This is a genomic window from Kocuria cellulosilytica (assembly GCF_040981245.1).
In the GTDB taxonomy this organism is placed as follows: Bacteria; Actinomycetota; Actinomycetes; order Actinomycetales; family Micrococcaceae; genus Kocuria; species Kocuria cellulosilytica.
This window is the reverse complement of record NZ_JAVFWZ010000003.1, coordinates 124,150-144,103: the sequence shown is the minus strand read 5'-3', so window position 1 is coordinate 144,103 and position 19,954 is coordinate 124,150. Positions and strand designations below refer to the sequence as shown.

Here is a 19,954-nt window from a genome sequence, read left to right as displayed (position 1 = left end):
GGGCCCGGCCGGGCGGGTAGAGCACGCCGGAGAGCGCGGGCCGGGAAGCCCGGGCCGTCGAGCTCAGTCCACGGGCCAGGCGTCGGCGATGTCCTGGCGGGTGTCCCCGAGGGTCTGCATGATCGCCTTGGTGCCCGCGAGGACGGGCATGAAGTTGGCGTCCCCGTTCCAGCGCGGCACCACGTGCTGGTGCAGGTGCCCCGAGAGGGAGCCGCCGGCCGCGGCCCCCAGGTTGATGCCCACGTTGAAGGCGTGCGGGGACGCGACGCCGCGGATCGTGGCGACCGCGGTGCGGGTCAGGTCCGTCAGCTCCCGCAGCTCCTCCGTCTCGAGCTCCGTCAGGTCCGCCACGTGCCGGTACGGGCAGACCATGAGGTGCCCGGGGTTGTAGGGGAACAGGTTGAGGATCACGAAGCAGTGCTCGCCGCGGTGGACGATCAGCGACTCCTCGTCCGCACGGTGCGGGCCGTTGCAGAACGGGCACCCGGGGTCCTCCCGCACGGACGGGTCCTCCCCGCGCACGTAGGCGAGCCGGTGCGGGGTCCACAGCCGCTGGAAGCTGTCGGGCACCCCCGGGATCTCAAACTCGTCCTGGCGGATCCAGTGGTGCGGGGGGCCTGCGTCCTGCGCCGTCCCGGTCACTGCCCCACCCCCGCCGTCTCCGCGGCGGCCAGGGGGTCCTGGGGCAGGGCGGCCGTCGGCTCCTGGTTCACGCGGCGCTGGACGTGCGCCACGATCCGCTCGACGGCCTCGCCGACCGGGACGCCGTTGTCCTGCGAGCCGTCGCGGAAGCGGAAGGACACGGCGTTCGCCTCGGCGTCCTCCCCGCCCGCGATGAGCACGAACGGCACCTTCTCCTTGGAGGCGGTGCGGATCTTCTTCGGGAACCGGTCCGAGCCCGCGTCCAGCTCCACGCGCACGCCGCGGGCCCGGAGGGTGTCCACCACGCCCTGCAGGTAGTCGTTGAAGGCCTCGGCCACCGGGATCGCCACGACCTGCACGGGGGCCAGCCACGCGGGGAACGCCCCGGCGTAGTGCTCCACGAGCACCCCCATGAACCGTTCCACGGACCCGAACAGGGCGCGGTGGATCATCACGGGCCGCTGCCGGGTGCCGTCGGCGGCCTGGTACTCGAGGTCGAAGCGCTCCGGCAGGTTGAAGTCGAGCTGGATGGTGGACATCTGCCAGGTCCGCCCGATCGCGTCCTTGGCCTGCACCGAGATCTTCGGGCCGTAGAACGCGGCGCCCCCGGCGTCCGGGACCAGGTCCAGCCCGGACTCGGCCGCGACCTCGGCGAGGGTGTTCGTGGCCTCCTCCCAGAGCTCGTCCGAGCCCACGAACTTCTCGGGGTCCTTGGTGGAGAGCTCGAGGTAGAAGTCGTCCAGCCCGTAGTCCTTCAGGAGGTCGAGCACGAAGGTGAGCGTGGTGGTCAGCTCCGCCTTCATCTGGTCCCGGGTGCAGTAGATGTGGGCGTCGTCCTGGGTCATGCCCCGGACCCGGGTCAGGCCGTGGACCACGCCGGACTTCTCGTACCGGTAGACCTGCCCGAACTCGAACAGGCGCAGCGGCAGCTCGCGGTAGGAGCGGCCGCGGGACCGAAAGATGAGGTTGTGCATCGGGCAGTTCATGGGCTTCAGGTAGTAGTCCTGGCCCTGCTTGGTGAGCTCCCCGGTCCGCGGGTCCCGTTCCTCGTCCACGTGCATCGCGGGGAACATGCCCTCGCGGTACCAGTCGAGGTGGCCGGAGACCTCGTAGAGGTGCCCCTTGGTGATGTGCGGGGTGTAGACGAACTCGTAGCCGGCCTCCGTGTGCCGCTCCCGGGAGTAGTCCTCCATGGTCCTGCGGATGATCCCGCCCTTGGGGTGGAACACCGGCAGGCCGGAGCCGAGCTCGTCGGGGAAGGAGAACAGGTCCATCTCCGAGCCGAGCCGGCGGTGGTCGCGCCGCTCCGCCTCGGCGAGGCGGTCCTTGTAGGCCTTGAGGTCCTCCTTGGTCGGCCACGCCGTGCCGTAGATGCGCTGCAGCTGCTTGTTCTTCTCGGAGCCGCGCCAGTAGGCGGCGGCCGAGCGCGTGAGGGCGTAGCCGTTGCCGATCAGCTTGGTGTCCGGCAGGTGGGGGCCCCGGCACAGGTCCTTCCAGACCGTCTCCCCGGTCTTGCGGTCCACGTTGTCGTAGATCGTCAGCTCGCCGGCGCCGACCTCCACGGAGGCGCCCTCCGCGGCGGCGTCCACGTCCCCGCCGGAGCCGGGGCCCTGGGACAGGCCGATCAGCTCGAGCTTGTACGGCTCGTCCGCCATCTCGGCCCGCGCCTCCTCCTCGCTCACCGCGCGGCGGCGGAAGGACTGGGTGGAGTTCACGATCCGCTGCATGCGCTTCTCGATGGCCTTGAGGTCCTCGGGCGTGAACGCCTGCTCGACGTCGAAGTCGAAGTAGAAGCCGTCGGTGATGTAGGGGCCGATGCCGAGCTTCGCGTCCTCGTGCAGCTGCTGCACGGCCTGGGCCATGACGTGGGCGGCGGAGTGGCGGAGCACCTCGAGGCCCTCCGGCTCGGAGACCAGCACCCGCTGCACGTCGTCCCCGTCGGCCAGCTCGGTGGCCAGGTCCTTGAGCACCCCGTTGACCCGGGCCACCACCACGGAGCGGTCCTCGCGGTAGAGGTCCGCGGCGGAGGTCCCGGTCCCCACCGTCCGCTGCTCGCCGTCGACGGTGATCGTGAGGGGGGCGGACTCGGGCTGGTGCTCGGGCACGGTGGTCATGGGAAAGGTGCTCCTCGGGTCGGCATCGGCACGCACCGGTACGGGGGGCGCGTGGCAGCGGCACCGCGGGCGGCGCGCACTGCATCGATGGTACCTGTCGGCCGGGGCGGCCAGCGGCGGGGCCGGTGGCGCCGGGCCCGGTCCGCCGCGCGGCCGTGCCCGCCGCGCGGGGCCGGCGGAAGAGCGCGTGCTCATACCCGGCACGAGGACGGGGCCCGTCCACCCGGCACGACGACGGGGCCCCCGCCACGCGATCGGTGACGGGGGCCCCTGGGGGATCGGGCGCGATCAGATGCGGTCGCGGCGATCGTCGTCGGTGAGGCCGGCGCCGCGCTCGGCGTCGTTCTCGACGTCGACCTGCTCCTTGCGGACGTCGGCGTCGACGCGCTCGGTGTCGCGGACGGTCTCCTTCTCGAGGCCGACCTTCTCGACGCCCACGGTCTCCTTGGCGACGACGGGGCGCTCCTCGTGGAGGCTCACCTCCACGTCCTCCTCGCCGATGGTGCCGGTGGTGGCCTCGTCGCCGTTCAACGGGGTGCGCTCGACACGGACCTCCTCGCGCTCGAGGGGCACGTCCACGGTCTCGTGGTCGGTGACCACGTACTTGCGCAGACGGGCACGGCCGGTCTCGCGCTGCTCCTTGCCGACATGCAGCTGCTCCTCGTGCCGGACCACGCCGTTGTCGGCACGGTCGGTGAGGTCGCGGTCGCGGTCGGCGAGGCCCCGGTCGACGTCGGCGATCCCGGCGGTGCTGTTGCGGTCCGTGGTGTCGCGGTCGACCTCGGCGTAGCCGGCGGTGTCGCCCGTGCCGGTCGCCGGGACGGCGTTGCGGTCGGTGTCCGCGGCGTAGCGGTCGTCGCGGTCGGCGACATCCGCGGTGCCTGCGGCACCGGCCACACCGGCGGTGCGGTCGCGGTCGGTGAGGTCACGATCGCGGTCACCGCCGTCGGCGCCGGAGTAGTTCATCTTGTAGTAGCGGTAGATCTCCTCCTCCTCGGCCGGGGAGAGGTGCTGGTCCGCGTCCACGTTCGGGGCGTCCTTGACCACGTCCTTGGTGTAGGGGAGGACGAGGCGGTCGCCGTCCTGCTGGGCGCCGTCGACCGGGACGAAGCTCTCCTTGGCGCCGAAAAGACCGGTGTTGACGGTCACGAAGGTGACCTCTTCGGTGTTGTCGTCCAGGAAGACCTGCTCGACCTTGCCGATCTTGTCGCCGTCCGAGCCGTAGGCGGTGGCCGAGAGCAGTGCGTTGACGTCGTACGTAGCCATGAGAACTCCTTCTCTATTCTGCGAGGCAACGGGCTCCCCTGGACGGGGGGCTCGCCACGGACGATCTCCGCCCGGGGGGCGGGGTGCAGCTCGTCCGCTGTCATTAGTAACCATACTGGCAATCAATGCCCTGGCCAATGGCTTCACCAAGAGTGAAACTCCTGGAACCGCGCGGTTCCCCGGCCCATCCTGGGCTCCTTCCCGGGAGGCCCGGCGGGGCGGCGGCGCGCACGGCCGCCGGTGTTCCCGGGTCGGCGAGGTCCCAGGCCTGCTCCGCGCTGAGGCTGATCCCCCGGGGCCCGGTGCGCCGCGTCCGCCCCCGCACCAGCAGCATCCGCGTGCCGAACAGGTGCTGCCCCGACCGGTCCTGGGCGTCGGCGAAGAAGGCGCAGTCCACCGTGCCCGTGCCGTCGTCGAGGCTGACGAAGACCACCCGGCGGCCGCTGCGCACAGGAGGGGTCATGGTGGAGACCCGCACCCCTGCCACGAGCACCTCGGAGCGGTTGCGCAGCTCCAGCAGCCGCTCCGCGGGCGTGACCCCGAGCTCGCGCAGCACGGGCGCCCAGCTCTCCAGCAGGTGCGCCGAGACGTCCACCGCGAGCAGGTCCAGCTCGGTGCGGACCTTCTCCGCCAGGGTGGGCTCGGGGCGCTCCGCGGGCAGGGCGCGCAGCTCGAGGTCCTCGAGCGGAAGGGCCAGCTGCCCCTCGACCTCCCCGGCGGGCCGGGGCGGCCGGCCGCTGTCCGCCCGGGCCCGCAGGGCGTGCACGAGGTCGGCGCGGGAGGCGGCGCCGCCGGACCGGCGCAGCAGGCCGTCGAAGGCCCCGACGGCCGCGAGACGCTCGAGGGTGCGCCGGGCGGGACGGGCCCGCTGCCGCAGGTCGGCGAGCGAGGCGTAGGGCTGCCCGGCCACGATCCGGCGGACCTCGGCCCGGGAGACCCCGTGGATCCCGGTGAGGGCCAGGCGCACGCCCAGGCGGGCGGAGTCCTCCTCGAGGCGCTCCACGCGGTAGTGCTCGTCGGAGCGGTTGACGTCCACGGGCAGGACGGGGATGCCCATCCGCCGCGCCTCCCCCACGAGCAGGCGCTTGGGGTACATCCCGGGGTCGTGCTCCCACAGCCCCGCGAGGAAGGCCTCCGGGTGGTGGGCCTTCAGCCACGCGGACTGGTAGGTGGGCACGGCGAACGCCGCGCCGTGGGCCTTGCAGAAGCCGAACGAGCCGAACGCCACCAGGATCTCCCAGACCCGGTCCACGACGTCGAGGGGGTAGTCCCGTGCGCGGGCCCGCTCCCGGAAGAACTCCTCCACCTCGAGCCGGCGCTCCGAGCCCAGCAGCCGGCGCAGCTCGTCGGCCCGGGCGAGACCGCACCCGGTGAAGGTGTCCAGGATGCGCAGGACCTGCTCGTGGAAGACGGTCACGCCGTGGGTCTCGGCGAGGATCGGGTCGAGGGCCGGGTGGATCGAGACGGGCGCGGACCAGCCGTGGCGGTGCTCCAGATAGGGACGGACCATGTCCGAGTGCATGGGCCCGGGGCGGAACAGGGAGATGTCCACGATGAGGTCCCGGAAGCTCGTGGGCGCCATCTTGCCGATGAGCTCGCGCTGGCCCGGGGACTCGATCTGGAAGCAGCCCAGGGTGTGGGTCGAGCGGATGAGCTCGAACGTCCTCCCGTCGTCCACGGGGATCGCCTCGAGGTCCAGGCGGGGCCGGTCCGGATGAACGCGGGCCACCTCGTCGACGGCGTGGGCGAGCGCCGACTGCATCCGCACGCCGAGGATGTCGAGCTTGAGCATGCCCATGGGGTCCATGTCGTGCTTGTCGAACTGGCTCATGGGCATCCCGGTCCCGCTCGGCTGCACCGGGGTGCGGTCCAGGAGGCTCAGGTCCCCCAGGATCACCCCGCACGGGTGCATGGAGATGTGCCGGGGCAGCCGGTCCAGGCGCTCGGTGAGGTCCACGAGGAGGTCGAGCTGCTTCTCCTGGGCCACCTGCTCGGCGAAGTCCCGCAGCTCCGGCCGGCGGGCGATGGTCTCCCGCAGCGCCGAGGCCGGCAGGTTCCACAGCTGCTTGGCGGCGCTGTCCACGGTCTCGGGGTCGATCCCGAGGGCCAGCCCGGCGTCCCGGACGGCGCCGCGGGCGCGGTAGGCGTTCTGCATGCTCATGAGGCTCACCCGCTCGGGGCCGAAGCGCTCGAAGATCCGCCGGTAGACGCGGTGGCGCTGGGCCGACTCGACGTCGATGTCGATGTCCGGGAGCGTCGAGCGGTCGGTGGAGAGGAAGCGCTCGAAGAGCAGCTCGTGCTCGAGCGGATCCACCGGGGAGACGTCGAGCAGGTGGTTGACGAGCGAGGACACCCCCGAGCCGCGGGCGGCGTGGCGGACGCCCATCTCCTCGATCATCGCGGAGACCTCGGCCACGGTGAGGAAGTAGGAGGCGAAGCCGAGGTCCTCGATCACCCTCAGCTCCCGCTCCAGCCGGTCCCGCACGGTCCGTGTGGCGCGGCGGCCCGGGTAGCGGCGCCCCAGGCCGGCCTCGCACCGGGCCCGCAGCTCCGCGGGCGCCGGCCGTTCCAGGTCCAGCACGGAGGCCTCCGGCACCACCGGGCGCCCCCAGCCGCAGTCGGCGACCGGGTCCAGCCGGCACCGGTCGGCGACCCGCTGGGTGCCGGCCAGCAGGGCCGCGGCCCCGGCGGCGCCGAGGTCCGCGGCCCGGGCGATCTCCGCGGCGAGCGCGCGCATCCGCCGGGCGGACTTGAGCCAGCCCTGGCCGTTGGGCTGCAGCGGCTCCGGCGCCGCGGTCCGCCGGGACCCACCGGCCCGCCCGGTGCCTCCTCCCCTGCCGCCGGGGACGAGGCCGGCCCGAGCCCCGAGGGTCTCGAGCGGGGTGAGGGCGCGGGCGGCGTCGAGGACGTCGGCGGTGGCGGCCTCGGCGGGGGTGGCGTAGCGCACCGCGTTGGTCAGCACGGGGGTCAGTCCTGCCTCGAGGGCGGCCCGCAGCATCCGGGCCGCGTGGGAGGTGCTGCACGCGGTGCCGGGGGCGGCCAGGTGCGAGACCACCTCCACGGCGAGCGCCGGCGCGGGGAGCAGGGACCGCCACCTGGCCAGGGCAGCGCGCCCGGTGCGGTAGCGGCGGGCCGCGAGCTCCTGCCCGACGTCGGAGACGGGTCCGAGCAGCACGGTCAGGACCGGCTCCTCGTGCCGGGGCGGGACGGCGGCGGCCGCGATCTCGGCGGCGGTCGCCCCGGGCGGGCCCTCCGCGGCGTGGGCGGTGGAGACGAGCCGGCACAGGGCGGCGTAGCCCGCGCCGGCGGTGTGGCCGGCCGCGAGGACCACCACGCGGCCGAGGACGCGCTCGCGGCCGGGGGCCAGCAGGGCGAGGTCGACCCCCAGGACCGGGTCGAGGCCGTGCTCCCGGCACGCGCCCAGGTGCTTGATCGCCCCGTAGAGCCCGTCCCGGTCGGTGCAGGCGAGCACGTCCGCGCCGTCCGCCGCGGCGGCCGCCGCCAGGGCGGCGGGCCGGCTGACCCCGAAGTGGGCGCTGAAGGCGGTGGCGACGTGCAGGTGCGGAAAGCTCACGCCCCCCATTCGAATACGTGTTCGAATATTAAGTCAATTGCAAACCGCCGGGAGGACCGCCGGGCCCCCGGGAGGAGGAATCGCCGCACGAGCGTCCCGAGGACGACGGGCGGAACAGCTCTCGCCGGGCCCGCCGCGCTCCCCGGCCCTATGCTGGGCTCGGACGGCTGCTGCGATCGGACGGCCGCACGGCAGAGCGGCAGCGGCCCTCGTCACGACGGAGGGGTGCACGGCATGGCGGAGAGCTACCGGTACGACGTGGAGGTCCTGCACCTGCTCGTGTCCCCGGCCCACGCCTACTTCGGCCGCGCCCGGGACGGCGCCGCGGACGTCCCCAGCACCGACGCCGACCGGGCCGAGCTGGTGGCCGGCAAGGGCGTCGTCGGCGACCGGTTCTTCGGCAAGGCCGCGCACCTGGACGCCGCCGTCACCCTGCTGGCCGTCGAGGCGCTCGAGGCCATGGCCGAGGACCTGGGCGCACCCCCGTTCGACCCGCTCCTGACCCGGCGCAACGTGGTCCTCCGGGGCGCCCAGCTGGCCCCGCTGCTGGGCGAGGAGTTCGCACTGGAGTCCCGGGGCGACATCCTGCGGCTCCGCGGCGGCCGGCCGGCCCACCCGTGCGCCTGGATGGACCGGGTGCTCGCCCCGGGCGCGCACGCCGCCATGCGGGGACGAGGAGGCCTGCGCTGCCGGCCGCTGTCCAGCGGTGCCCTGCACCGCGGACCGGCCGTGCTGCACAGCCCGGTCCCGCTCGATCCGGAGGAGGCCGGGGCGGCGGTCCTGCGGCGGCCGTCCCGGTTGCCGTAGCGCCCACGGGACGCCCGGCCCCGTCCCCCTCCGTGCCCGGCGGCCGGGACGGCCCCGGGGAGGCTCAGGCCTGCGCGAGCTGGGGCAGCACCGCCTCCCCGAAGGCGTCGAGGAAGGGGCCCTGCTCCTGCCCCACGTGGTGCAGGTAGATCTCGTCGAAGCCCAGCTCGGCGTACTCGTACAGCCACTGGGCGTGCCGGCCGAGGTCGGCGGAGACGTTGACCGCCCCGGCGACCTGTTCGTCCCCGACGTCCTCCTGGACCGCCTTGCGCAGGTAGTCCTGGGGCGAGGCGAGCTCGGCCATGGTCACGGGGTCGAAGACGTTGGTGCGCCACTGGTCGAGGGCGATCGCCCGGGCCTGCTCCTGAGTGGCCGCCCAGCTCAGGTGCACCTGGAGCGCGGCACGGCCGGTGCCGCCGGCCTCGCGCCAGGCGTCGAGCATCCGGCGCAGGTCCTCCAGGGGCTGCTGGACCGTGATGAACCCGTCGGCCACGGGGGCGAAGCGGCGGACCGTCGTCGGAGTGAGCGCGGCGACGAGCAGGGCGGGCGGGACCTCCGGCGGGTCCCAGACTCGGGCGCGGTCGGCGTGGAAGGGTTCGTGGCAGGACACCTCCTCGCCGGCGTGCAGCCGGCGGACGACGTCGAAGCTGCCCTCGAGGAACCGCTGCCGCTGCTCCTTGGCCGGCCAGTCCGGGGTGACGGCCCGCTCGTTGAGCTTCTGCCCGCTGCCCAGGGCGGTCCAGACCCGGCCGGGGAACATGCGGGCGAGGGTGGCCGTGGCCTGGGCGGTGACCACCGGGTGGTAGCGCCGGCCCGGGGCGTGCACGAACCCGAACGTCAGGTCCGTGGTGGCCAGGGCCGCGCCCAACCAGGACAGCGCGAACCCGGAGTGGCCCTGGCGCGGTGACCACGGCTCGAGGTGGTCGGAGCACATGGCCGCGCCGAAGCCGGCCTGCTGGGCGTGCCCGACGTCGAGCAGCAGCTGCTCGGGAGGGATCTGCTCGTGGGAGGCGTGGAAGCCGATCGTCGCCATGGGGTCCTCCGGTCGAAGGCGGGAACAGAGAAGTGGGAACGGGTGAGCTCGGGACGGATGAGCCCGGGACGAGTGAGCTCGGGACGGATGAGCCCGGGACAGGTGAGCTCAAGACGGATGGGCTCAGGACAGGTGAGCTCGGAACGGACGAGCCTAGGACGAGTGAGCTCGGGACAGACGAGGGCAGGAACAGGGCAGAACCGGGAGGGCCGGGTACCGGATCAGCCGGCCGCGGCCCGGAGGTCCTCGGCGGGGGTGCAGACGTTGCGCAGCTCGCCGATCCCCTCGATCTCGGTGACGACCTCCTGGCCGTCGCGCAGCCAGATCCGGCGGGGCTTCTTGGCCAGGCCCACGCCGGCGGGAGTGCCGCAGGCCACGAGGTCCCCGGGCTCGAGGGTCAGGAACCGGCTGAGGTACTCGACCAGCTCCACGGCGGAGAAGATCATCCGGTCGGTGCCGGAGTCCTGGTGCAGCACGCCGTCCACGGTGCAGCGGATCGCCAGTCCCGCCTCGGGGTCGACCTCGTCGGGGGTGACGACCACGGGACCCACCGGGGTGGTGCGGTCGAAGTTCTTGCCCTGGAACCACTCGGAGGTCCGGCCCTGCCAGTCCCGCACCGAGATGTCGTTCATGACGGTGTACCCGGCGATCGCGGCCCGCGCCCGGTCGAGCGTGGCGTGGCGCAGGGACGAGCCGATCACCACGGTGAGCTCGGCCTCCCAGTCGATCTTCTCGGACTCCTCCGGCATGGCGATGGGGTCGGTGGGGCCGATGAGCGCGGTGGCGTACTTCGCGAAGATCGTGGGGTGCTTCGGGATCTCCTGGCCGACCTCCTCCGCGTGGTCGTAGAAGTTCAGGCCGGCGCACAGGATCTTGCCCGGGCGCAGGACGGGGGTCGCCAGGTCCGCCGGGGCCGGCGCGGGACCCGGCTCCCCCGGCAGGTGCAGGTCGCCCCCGGCCAGGAGGGCCCCGACGTCGGGAACGGGGAGGTAGACGGTCCGCCCGTCCTCCTGCCGGAAGGCCTGGGTGGTGCCGTCGCGTCGCACGGTGCCGAGTCTCACGGATGCTCCCTCACGTTCTGCGGTGCGGTCTCCGTCCGATCCTATGCACCCCCGGTGCGCCTATGCACAGCGCACCACCTGCGCCCCCGAGGCGCTCGTGGCCGCGAGCAGCCGCCAGCGGCCGGTGTCGAGGGTGTGGACGAGCTCGAGGGTCAGCAGCTCGGAGCGGGCGTTCAGCTGGACCTGGACCCGCCACATCTGCTGGTCCACCGCCCCGATCCCGCGGTCCTGGGGCAGCCGCGCGTCCTCGGACCACCAGGCGCGGCGCTCGTACCAGCGGACGGGGTCCTGCGCCACCAGGTAGCTCCGCCCGCGCCACCGCACGCCCACCGGCACCCCGTCCGTGTCGCAGTCCACGTCCACGCTCTCCGTCAGGAAACCCACGACGGCTCCTCTCTTCCTCGGCCGGCGCCCGTCCCGCGGTGCGCCCTGTTCCCTGGAAGCTAGAACACCTGTACGACACGCTAACCCCGGAGAGCACAGCAAGGGAACAGATGTTCCCTGCGGTGCACTGTTCGTGGCAGTCGTTCGCATTCGCAATTCAAGGGCGGGGAGCATGGACAAGCCCAGCGAAATGGATACGCTGAGAGCACGGAGGGCGTGCCCTGCGCGACCCGCCCGGACGTCCCTTGTCCCTCGTCCGCCCCGCCGGCATCCGCCGGCGTCGACCTCACGGAGGCCTCCCATGACCGGAACCATCACGCTGATCGCCCACACCGCGCAGAACACCAGGACCCCTGCGGTGACCCTGCGTCCGGCCGCCCCGGAGGACGCCGAGAGCCTCGCCCAGCTCTACTACTCCTCCTACGAGCAGGGCGGGGTCTCCAGCCTGGAGGAGGCCCGCGAGGTGATCCGGGGGGTCTTCGACGGGGAGTACGGGCCCTTCCTCCCCGAGGCCTCGCCGGTGGTGGTCGACGACGACGGGACCGTGGTGGCCGCAGCGCTCGTGCTGGCCCGGCGGGTCGGGGAGGACCTCCCCGAGGTCCCCTACATCTTCGAGCTGTTCACGGCGGCCTCCCGCCGGCGGCAGGGCCTCGCCGAGCAGCTCGTGCGCTGCGCCATGAGCACCCTCTACGACAACGGCCACGACCAGGTCTGCCTGCGGATCGCCGAGGACAACGCGGCGGCGCTCGCGCTCTATCTCACGCTCGACTTCAACCGCTGGGTCCCCGAGACGGACTACGTCTGAGCCCGGCCGGCGCTCCGGAGCCGGGGGCGCGCGGACGGCGCCCCGGGAGTCACCGCCCCCGGGAGTCACCGCATCAGGAATCACCGCCTCAGGAAGCACCCAGGAGCCACCGCCTCAGGAATCAGCACCCCAGGAATCACCGGAGAGACGCCGGACGGAGACACCGGCAGAGATGCCACGGGGAAGGCCCGGGGTCCGCAGCAGCGGACCCCGGGCCTTTTCCGTGGCCGGGTCAGAGCGCGAACTCCTCCCGGACCGGGGGCTCGACGGCGACGTCGACGAACCGCGCCCAGCGCAGGCCCACCTCGACGAGCCGGGTGGACTCGGGCTCGTGGCCGCCGGAGCCCGGGTGGCGGGCCTCCAGCCGCTGCCCGGCCTCCTGCGCCGCGTCGCCCTCGAGCACCGCGGCGTCGCCCTCGAGCTGGAACTCCTGGCCCGTTCCGGAGACCAGCACCAGGGAGACCCTCGGGTCGGCGCCGATGTTGGAGAACTTGCGGCTCGCGATGTTCGTGCCGAAGACCAGGCGACCGTCGTCGTCCGCCACGAGGTTGACCCAGGCGGACTCGGGGTGTCCCTCGTCGCTGTTGGTCGCCACGACGCCACCGCCGTGGGCGCGGACGAAGTCCACGATGCGGCCGACGGCGTCCGGTGAGGCAGAGGTCATGGAGGTGCTCCTTGGGGACGGGGACAGGTCAGGCCCCACGGTACGCGCTCAGAACAGGGCGGGCTGCGGCACCACGAGCTCCGGGGAGTTGTTGCGCACGTTCCCGACCGCGGGGTCCACCGGGTCGAGCACCCAGCGGGCCGCCGTCCGGTGCGCCTCGGCCCGCACCAGGTCCACGAGCTGCGGGGCGTCCTCCTCCCCCGGGCGCAGCCAGTCCCCCACGTGCTCGGGCGCCAGCGGGATCGGCATCCGGTCGTGCAGGCCGTGCAGCTCCGTGAGCACCGGGTACTCGGCGGAGGGCTCCGGGGAGTCGGTGGTGAGGACGGAGCAGGACAGCAGCCACGTGCTTCCCGCGCCGTCCCGGCCGGGCTGCAGGGCCGCGGAGCGCAGCTCCGTGCCCTCGGGCACCCGCCACCACTCGTAGATCCCGGCGAACCAGATGGTCTCCTCCGGGTCGGCCGGGTGGACGTAGTAGGGCTGCTTGCGCCCGCCCCGCCCGGCCCCGGGCTCCTTCTTCCACTCGTAGTAGCCGTTGGCCGGGACGGCGCAGCGGCGGGCACGGACCGCCTTGCGGAAGGACGGCTTCTCGAGGACGGTCTCCGACCGGGCGTTGAACATCTTCGACCCGACCGCCGGGTCCTTGGCCCAGCCCGGGACCAGTCCCCAGCGGGCCACGTGGAGCTCGCGGACCAGCTCACCGCCGCCCTCCCCGCCCGTCAGGCGTTCGAGGACGATCGGCACGTCGGTGGTGGGCGCGGTGTTCCAGTTGGCCCGCAGCCGCTCCTGGTCGGCGTCGCCGCCGAGGCTCTCGTCCGGGACGGCCCCGGTCTCGGCCACGAGGTCGCCCACGGCCCGGGCGATGACGTAGCGTCCGCACATCTGCTGCCTCCTCGGTCTGCCCGGCCCGCGGCCGGGGCTCAGTCGGTGAGCTGCCCGTACCCCAGGTACTCGGAGTACATGCCGTACACCTTGCGGATCCCGCGCTCGACGTCGGCCACGGTGGTGCCCGGCCGCAGGTCGTCCACGGCCCCCGCGGTGGTGGGGTCCCAGTCCAGGTCGAGGGCGGCGTAGACGTCGGTGAGCACCGAGCGGATGGGCTCGGACTGCTCGACGACCAGCACCGTGGAGAAGTACCAGGCGCCGGCGACCACCCGCTGGGCGGTCCCGGCCAGCTTCACCTTCCGGCCCGGGGTCGACGACGCCGCCGGGTGCGTCCCGTGCACACTGTGCTCGCCGGCGCAGTACTCGCCCGGGATCTCGCCGACGTCGGCCTCGACCTCGAGCTCCTCCAGGGCGGCCACGATCATGTCGCCGAAGAGGCGGTAGCGGTCCTGGATGCCCGAGGTGGGGTCCACGGCGGACTCGAGGTGGTCGATGATCAGGCACCCGCCGTGGTAGGCGGCGGCCCGCCCCCCGACCTTGCGGACCAGGGGCTCGAACCCGCTCCCGCGGGCGGCCCGGGCGGCGTCGGCGAAGCCCGGGCGCAGCTCGTCCCGGCGGCCGAAGGCGACCGTGGGGGCCGGTTCGTAGAGGCGCAGGACGGGCCCGCTGCGGCGCACGTCGGCGAGGAGGGTCATGGCGCTCTCGTAGTCCTGCTGGGCGCCCAGGGACTCGCGCTGGCGGAGAATTTTCATGCTGGTCCCAGTCTAGTGGCGGATCCGGACGGTCCTGCGGCGGGTCACGGCCGGGCGATCCCGCTGCCGCGGAACCACTGCCCCAGGGCCAGGGCGCTGATCTCCACCTTCTCGGCCCACGCGACCGCCTCCTCGTCGGCGGCGTCGGAGACGTGCTTGACCATCCGCAGCGGCACGCCCAGGTGCCGGCAGGCCACCGCGACCGCCCAGCCCTCCATGTCCACGAGGTCCGCCCGCGCGGCGAGGGCGTCCCGGGCGGGCCCGCCGGCCACGAAGGAGTCGCCGGTGGCGAGCACGGGCCCGTCGCCGCCGAGCTCGATGACGTTGTCCACGGGGATCCCGGCCGCGCGCAGCAGCTCCTCGTCCACGTCCCGGTTGATGATCCGGGAGGGCTCGAGCACCCCGGTCAGCCCGTGCCTCAGGGCGCCGGCGCTGCCGATGTTGAGCACCGTCAGCTCCGCCCGTCGCGCGGGATCCGGGCAGCGGGTCAGCACTGCCTCTGTGGTGCGCATGGCCGCGGCCGACATCCCGACGCCCGTCAGGACCAGGTCGATGCCCTCCGGGAAGTACTTGGTCTCCAGGGGGTGGGCGGCGAGAACGAGCAGCTGTGGCACCCCGTCACTCTATCCGCCCTCTCCTGCTGCCTCTGCCGCCGAGCCCCCGTGCCCGGCCGCCCCCGCCGCGGCGTCCCCCACCTGGGGACGCGGCGGGACGGCGCCCGGGGATGGGACGTCAGGCCGGGCGGGCGGCGAACAGCGCGGCGAGCCGCCGGTCGGACTCCGCCTGGGCGTCGAGGTCGTACGCGCCGCCCGTCACGAGCAGCTCGTCCGCCCCGGTCCGCGCGAGCAGCCGCTCCAGCTGCGCCCGGACCTCCGGGGCCGTGCCGTGGACCGAGCCCGTGAGGGCCTCCTCCACGAGGGCCCGCTCCCGGTCCGGGAGCCCGTCGGCATCCGGCGACCGTGCGGGCGCCAGGGGCGAGAACTCCCCCCGGGTGCGGGAGGCGGCCAGTGCGCGGGCCTCGGGCAGCAGCAGCTCACGGGCGGCCGCGCGGGTGCGCGCCACCGCGACGTTCGCCGAGACGACCACGTGCGGGGCCGGCCACCACGACGACGGGCGGAACTGCGCGCGGTACCGCTCGAGCACCGCGGCGCCGCCGCCGGGGCCCTCGCGGAAGAGCGCCGGGCCGCCGAGCACCACGGCGAGTCCCGCCCGGGCGGCGGTCTCCACCCCGGCGCCGGTCGCCAGGACGAAGACCGGTGTCGCGGCGTGGTTCCGGGGCCGGGCGGTCACGGGGGCCGCGCCGGAGAGGTGGGCGAGCAGCTCCGTGAGGTCGGCCTCGAAACGGTCCGCGGCCTCCTTCCCGGTGCGCAGCGCGTCCCGGACGGCGGCGGTGAACCCGAGGGAGCGGCCCACGCCGAGGTCGATCCGGCCGGGGTGCAGGACCTCGAGGGTGGCGGCCTGCTCGGCGACCACGAGGGGCTGGTGGTTGGGAAGCATGATCCCGCCGGAGCCGATCCTGAGGCGGCGGGTCCGGGCGGCCAGGGCGGCCATCAGCACCGCCGGCGCGGACCCGGCGATCCCGGGAACCCCGTGGTGCTCGGCCACCCAGAACCGGTGGTAGCCCAGCTCCTCCGCGCGCTCGGCCCGCTCCAGGACGCGGACGAGGTCCTCGGCCTCCGTGGAGCCGTCCCGGGTGCCGGCGCGGTCGAGGAGGGAGAGCGGAACGTCGGAGAGGGGCATGGTGCGCACAACCGGGACGGCGCCGGAAGCATTCCGGGCCGCAGGCCCTGCGGGTCCGGGAGCTGCTCAGCCGGCGCGGCCGAGGGCCTCCTCGGCGGCGACCCAGCCGAGCATGGCGCACTTGACGCGGGCCACGAACCGGGACACCCCGGCGAAGGCGGCGGCGTCGCCGAGGACCTCCTCGTCCGGGACCACGGTGCCCCGGGAGCGCAGCAGGTCCCGGAACGCCCCGATCAGCTCCGCCAGCTCGGCCCGTGTCATCCCGGGGGCGGTCTCGGCCAGCACGGAGGCCGCGGCCATGGAGATCGAGCAGCCCTCGCCCTCCCAGCTGAGCCGCTCGACCACCGGCTCCGCGCCCTCGGCGGCAGGCACGAGCTCGACGCGGACGGTGATCTCGTCCCCGCACGTCGGGTTGTACTGGTGGGACTCCCCGCTCCCGTGCCCGGGGTCCGGGGTGGCCAGCCCCTCCCCGGACCGCCGCTTGGCGTGGTCGAGGATGACCTCCTGGTACATGCCGTCCAGCGCGCTCATCGTCGTCTCCTCGGTCGGTCCGGATCGGTGCGCACGGGCTCAGCCGGCCACGCGGAAGTAGGCGCGGACCCCGGCCAGTTCGGCCAGGAACCGGTCGACGTCCTCGGTGGTGTTGTAGAGGTAGGCGCTCGCCCGGGTGGACGCGGTCAGCCCCAGCCGGCGGTGCAGCGGCTGGGCGCAGTGGTGGCCCACCCGCACGGCCACCCCGGCCACGTCGAGGACCTGGCCGACGTCGTGGGCGTGCACGCCCGCCACGACCACCGCCGCCAGTCCCACGCGGTCCGCACCCGGGGCCGGGCCGATCAGCCGGATCCCCTCGAGCTCCGTGAGCCCGCTCGCGAGCCGCTGTCCCAGCTCGTGCTCGTGGGCGGCGATCCGCTCCATCCCGATGCCCTGCAGGTAGCGCACGGCCTCGGCCAGCGCCACGGCCTGGGCCACGCGCTGGGTGCCGGCCTCGAAGCGGGTCGGGGCGGGCAGGTACCGGGCGCCCTCCATCGTGACCTTCGTGATCATGGACCCGCCCGTGAGGAAGGGAGGCATCGCGTCCAGCAGCTCGGCCCGCCCCCACAGCGCCCCGATGCCGGTGGGCCCGAGCATCTTGTGCCCGGAGAACACCGCGAAGTCCACGCCCAGGGCGGGCAGGTCCACCGGCAGGTGCGGCACCGACTGGCACGCGTCCAGCACGCTCAGCGCCCCGGCCGCCCGGGCCAGGCCCGCCAGGGCCTCGACGTCGGTGACCGCACCGGTGACGTTGGAGACGTGGCTGAACGCCACCACCCGGGTGCGCTCGCCGATGATCCCGGCGGCGGCCCCGAGGTCGAGGGCGCCGTCGTCGCCGACCGGGACCCAGCGCAGCACGGCCCCGGTGCGGGCCGCCAGCTCCTGCCACGGGATGAGGTTGGCGTGGTGCTCGAGCTCGGTGGTCACGATCTCGTCGCCCGGGCCGAGCCGGAAGCGCTCGGCCTCCTGGCCCCCGCGCCCGGCCGTGGCGTTGGAGAACGAGTAGGCGAGCAGGTTGATCGCCTCGGTGGCGTTGGAGGTCCACACCAGCTCCCGCTCGGTGCCGCCCACGAAGCCGGCCACGACCCGGCGGGCCTCCTCGTAGGCGTCGGTGGCCTCCACGGCCAGCGCGTGGGCCCCGCGGTGGACCGCGGCGTTGCGGTGCACGTAGAAGTCCCGCTCGGCGTCCAGGACGGCCAGGGGCTTCTGGGAGGTGGCCCCCGAGTCCAGGTAGACCGTCGGTGTGCCGGCCAGCAGGGGGAAGTCCTCCCGGAGCGCACGCACCTCGGGATCGGTCAGGGGCAGCACGTGGTTTCCTTCCATGCTCCGACACTGTACGTCCCGGGCCGGGGCACCGGACGGCCGGGCGCCTCGCGGCGTCACGGGCCGGTCAGCGATGGCGGGGCCGCAGGTAGGTGTTGCCGTTCGCGTCCTTCTCGACCACGAACTCCTCCTGCAGGTCCTGGTACCACTGCTGCGTCTGCGCACTGGCCTCGGCGCCCCTGAGGTCCCGGGGGCTGCGCACGGCGGGCCCGTAGAACCGCATGGTGAAGTCGTCGAAGCGCCGGAACAGGCTGCGCCTGGGCCGGGCGGGCTCGTCGTCGGAGTGCTGGTGCTTGCGCATGCTGTCCTTCCGGGTGCTGGGTCGGGGCCGTCGGTGCCGGTCCGCGCGCTGCTCCGCACCGGGGGTCCGGTGCGGGCGTGCCGCGACGCCTGTGGGACGGACGACGCCCACGGGGGTCCTGCTCCCATGATCTCCCGCCCGGCGGCGGGAGGAGAAACCGGCGCGGACCGCGAGGGGACGCCGTCGGCGGGGTCCGGGGCGCGGACCGGCCCGGACCGGTGCCGGGGAGCTCACCAGGGGGTCACCCGCGCACGAGGCGGATCAGCAGTCCGGCTCCGACCAGCACCGCGCCGGACGCGGTGAGGAGCCACAGCCAGCGGTACGGCGCGACGAGGGCCCAGCGCCAGGGGTGGCGGGCGTGGTAGTAGACCGTGACCTCCGCCCCGGCCTCGGGCGCGGGGGACGGAGGGTGCGGCCAGGGCTCCTCGTGGATCTCGTACCGGGTGGTGTGCCAGCGCAGCCGGTGCCGGCCGTCCTCGACCAGGTGCACGGCCGAGGTCCTGACCCACCAGGCGTACAGGCACCGGACGAGCAGCGCGGCCACCAGCAGGGCCCACCCCGCCGTGAGGCACGCGGCGCTCACCACCCCGGTGCGGGCCATCTCGCTGAGCTCGGTCACGGAGGCGAGCCTATCGCCCCGTCCGCCGGGGACGGTCCGTCCCGGACGGCGGGGCACGGCCGTCCCGGTCCCGTCGCCCTGCTTCGTGCTCCGCTCCGGCTCCCGCCCCGCCTCCTGCCCCGGCGCCGCATGTTCCGGACCGGTGGGCGTCAGGCCCAGGGCGCCGCCACCAGGCGGGTGAAGACCGGCCCGAAGTCGTAGGCGGTGGTGCTGTTGGTCATCATGACGATGCCCAGGCCGCGGTCCGGACAGAGGCGCATGACGTTCCAGAAGCCGGCGCCCGTCCCGTAGTGCTCGACCCACTCGTGGGCCCCCGGGGCAGGGCGGCGGAACCAGCCGATGCCGTGGTCGAACGGCCGTCCCGGGTGGGCGATCGTCCGCATGGACCGGGCGGCGTCCGCGGACAGCACCCGGCGGCCGTCGATCTGCCCCTCCCCCAGGTGCAGGCGCAGGAACCGGGCGGCGTCGAGCACGTCGCCCATCAGGCCCCCGAACGCGGGACCGTCGACGTGGAAGGGGCGCAGGCCCAGGTGCGCCCCCGTCCGGGAACCGGCCACCCCACGGGGCAGCAGGAGGCGCAGCAGCGGATCGGCGAGCCGCGGGGCACGCAGATAGCCGGTCGCCGCCACGGCGCCCTGCGGACGGGCGAACCCGGTGCGGGTCATGCCCGCCGGGCCCAGCACCGTCTCGCGCAGGGAGGACTCGAAGGACGTCCCGGTCACCGCCTCGACGACCTCGCCCAGGGCGAGATAGCCCACGTTGGAGTACCGGGCCCGCTCCCCCACCGGATACCGGTACGCCCGCCGGCGGCGCATCAGCCGGCGCAGCAGGTCGCCCGCCGGCGGCGGCGGCGCCCCGGCCGGGTGGACCCACCGGATCGGCAGCGGATTGGACAGGCCCGCGGTGTGGGTGAGCAGCTGCTCCACCGTCGGCCGGGCGCCTCCGGGGGCCGGCGGGAAGTCCAGGTGCTCGTCGACGGGCGCCTGGAGGTCCAGCCGGCCGGCCTCGGCGAGGGCCATGACGGCGGTGGCGGTGATGGGCTTGGTCATGGAGAACCACGGGTAGGCCGTGCCCGGCGTCGCGGGGACACGACCGGCCAGGTCGGCCAGTCCGAAGCCTGCCGCGCAGAGCAGTCCGTCCCGGTCGGCCACCGCGAGGGAGAGCCCCGGGACGTGCCCGGCGCGCAGCATCGCCGCCACCGCGTCCTGCAGCTCGGCCGGCAGGGGCCCCGGGGCAGGCGCGGAGGCGCGGTCACCGGGCGGGGAGCTGTGCATGGGAACCTCCGGGGGCGGGCCGCGGAGGTCACCGCCGCCCGACAGGACCACGGTGCGGCCGGACTCCCGGTCCGTCAAGGACGCGCCCGGACCTGCGGGCCGGCCAAGAGACATATGGACCGCCGACGCCCGGCCCGACCTCGAGGGACGGACCGGCCGGGAGCTCTCCGCGGTGGGCGGCG

The 19,954-nt window shown here is 74.3% G+C and carries 19 protein-coding genes; 2 read left to right on the top strand and 17 right to left on the bottom strand.

Annotated elements, in window-relative coordinates:
- Window positions 1-63 precede the first annotated feature (63 nt).
- From RCG67_RS05750 to RCG67_RS05735, 4 genes are all read right to left on the bottom strand, one after another.
- The gene (locus RCG67_RS05750; RefSeq protein ID WP_368825226.1) at window positions 64-642 is read right to left on the bottom strand and encodes an HIT family protein; all 579 of its coding nucleotides are present in this window, start codon (window positions 640-642) and stop codon (window positions 64-66) included.
- The gene (thrS, locus tag RCG67_RS05745; protein WP_368825225.1) at window positions 639-2,756 is read right to left on the bottom strand and encodes a threonine--tRNA ligase; all 2,118 of its coding nucleotides are present in this window, start codon (window positions 2,754-2,756) and stop codon (window positions 639-641) included. The genes RCG67_RS05750 and thrS overlap by 4 nt, the downstream gene beginning before the upstream one ends.
- 288 nt (window positions 2,757-3,044) lie before the next feature.
- Window positions 3,045-4,022 carry a DUF2382 domain-containing protein gene (locus RCG67_RS05740; protein ID WP_368825224.1) on the bottom strand — a complete coding sequence of 326 codons (978 nt, stop codon included), beginning with the start codon at window positions 4,020-4,022 and terminating at the stop codon, window positions 3,045-3,047.
- 103 nt (window positions 4,023-4,125) lie between these two features.
- The gene (locus RCG67_RS05735) at window positions 4,126-7,596 is read right to left on the bottom strand and encodes a DNA polymerase III subunit alpha (RefSeq protein ID WP_368825223.1); all 3,471 of its coding nucleotides are present in this window, start codon (window positions 7,594-7,596) and stop codon (window positions 4,126-4,128) included.
- 234 nt (window positions 7,597-7,830) lie between these two features.
- Here RCG67_RS05735 and RCG67_RS05730 point away from each other — a divergent pair, with 234 nt between their 5' ends.
- Window positions 7,831-8,403: an MOSC domain-containing protein gene (locus tag RCG67_RS05730; protein ID WP_368825222.1), complete on the top strand. Its 573-nt coding sequence runs from the start codon at window positions 7,831-7,833 to the stop codon at window positions 8,401-8,403.
- A 64-nt stretch (window positions 8,404-8,467) separates the two neighbouring features.
- Here the strand turns inward: RCG67_RS05730 and RCG67_RS05725 are convergent, their stop codons facing one another.
- From RCG67_RS05725 to RCG67_RS05715, 3 genes are all read right to left on the bottom strand, one after another.
- Window positions 8,468-9,436, bottom strand: coding sequence for a TIGR03885 family FMN-dependent LLM class oxidoreductase (locus RCG67_RS05725; RefSeq protein ID WP_368825221.1), 969 nt, complete (start codon window positions 9,434-9,436; stop codon window positions 8,468-8,470).
- Between the two features lie 221 nt (window positions 9,437-9,657).
- On the bottom strand, window positions 9,658-10,497 hold the full coding sequence (locus RCG67_RS05720; protein ID WP_368825220.1) for a fumarylacetoacetate hydrolase family protein: 840 nt from the start codon (window positions 10,495-10,497) through the stop codon (window positions 9,658-9,660).
- A gap of 60 nt (window positions 10,498-10,557) precedes the next feature.
- Window positions 10,558-10,881 carry a DUF6504 family protein gene (locus RCG67_RS05715; protein WP_368825219.1) on the bottom strand — a complete coding sequence of 108 codons (324 nt, stop codon included), beginning with the start codon at window positions 10,879-10,881 and terminating at the stop codon, window positions 10,558-10,560.
- Window positions 10,882-11,182: 301 nt separating this feature from the next.
- On the opposite strand from RCG67_RS05715, the gene RCG67_RS05710 reads away from it, so the two are divergent.
- The gene (locus RCG67_RS05710) at window positions 11,183-11,686 is read left to right on the top strand and encodes a GNAT family N-acetyltransferase (protein WP_368825218.1); all 504 of its coding nucleotides are present in this window, start codon (window positions 11,183-11,185) and stop codon (window positions 11,684-11,686) included.
- Between the two features lie 232 nt (window positions 11,687-11,918).
- Here the strand turns inward: RCG67_RS05710 and RCG67_RS05705 are convergent, their stop codons facing one another.
- From RCG67_RS05705 to RCG67_RS05660, 10 genes are all read right to left on the bottom strand, one after another.
- Window positions 11,919-12,350, bottom strand: a complete 432-nt coding sequence (locus RCG67_RS05705; RefSeq protein WP_368825217.1) for a pyridoxamine 5'-phosphate oxidase family protein — start codon at window positions 12,348-12,350, stop codon at window positions 11,919-11,921.
- 48 nt (window positions 12,351-12,398) lie between these two features.
- Window positions 12,399-13,229 carry an SOS response-associated peptidase gene (locus RCG67_RS05700; protein ID WP_368825216.1) on the bottom strand — a complete coding sequence of 277 codons (831 nt, stop codon included), beginning with the start codon at window positions 13,227-13,229 and terminating at the stop codon, window positions 12,399-12,401.
- Between the two features lie 38 nt (window positions 13,230-13,267).
- Window positions 13,268-13,984, bottom strand: a complete 717-nt coding sequence (locus RCG67_RS05695) for a lipoate--protein ligase family protein (RefSeq protein ID WP_368825215.1) — start codon at window positions 13,982-13,984, stop codon at window positions 13,268-13,270.
- Window positions 13,985-14,028: 44 nt separating this feature from the next.
- Complete coding sequence (locus tag RCG67_RS05690) at window positions 14,029-14,598, bottom strand: nucleosidase (protein WP_368825214.1); 570 nt, start codon at window positions 14,596-14,598, stop codon at window positions 14,029-14,031.
- Between the two features lie 118 nt (window positions 14,599-14,716).
- Window positions 14,717-15,724, bottom strand: coding sequence for an MsnO8 family LLM class oxidoreductase (locus RCG67_RS05685; RefSeq protein WP_368825213.1), 1,008 nt, complete (start codon window positions 15,722-15,724; stop codon window positions 14,717-14,719).
- 66 nt (window positions 15,725-15,790) lie between these two features.
- On the bottom strand, window positions 15,791-16,255 hold the full coding sequence (sufU, locus tag RCG67_RS05680; RefSeq protein ID WP_058872713.1) for a Fe-S cluster assembly sulfur transfer protein SufU: 465 nt from the start codon (window positions 16,253-16,255) through the stop codon (window positions 15,791-15,793).
- A gap of 39 nt (window positions 16,256-16,294) precedes the next feature.
- Entirely contained in the window at window positions 16,295-17,578 is a 1,284-nt protein-coding gene (locus RCG67_RS05675; protein ID WP_368825212.1) for a SufS family cysteine desulfurase, read from the bottom strand.
- 67 nt (window positions 17,579-17,645) lie between these two features.
- The gene (locus RCG67_RS05670) at window positions 17,646-17,879 is read right to left on the bottom strand and encodes a hypothetical protein (protein ID WP_058872715.1); all 234 of its coding nucleotides are present in this window, start codon (window positions 17,877-17,879) and stop codon (window positions 17,646-17,648) included.
- 241 nt (window positions 17,880-18,120) lie between these two features.
- Window positions 18,121-18,498: a hypothetical protein gene (locus tag RCG67_RS05665; RefSeq protein WP_368825211.1), complete on the bottom strand. Its 378-nt coding sequence runs from the start codon at window positions 18,496-18,498 to the stop codon at window positions 18,121-18,123.
- Window positions 18,499-18,647: 149 nt separating this feature from the next.
- Window positions 18,648-19,772: a serine hydrolase domain-containing protein gene (locus RCG67_RS05660; RefSeq protein ID WP_368825210.1), complete on the bottom strand. Its 1,125-nt coding sequence runs from the start codon at window positions 19,770-19,772 to the stop codon at window positions 18,648-18,650.
- Window positions 19,773-19,954: the final 182 nt, after the last annotated feature.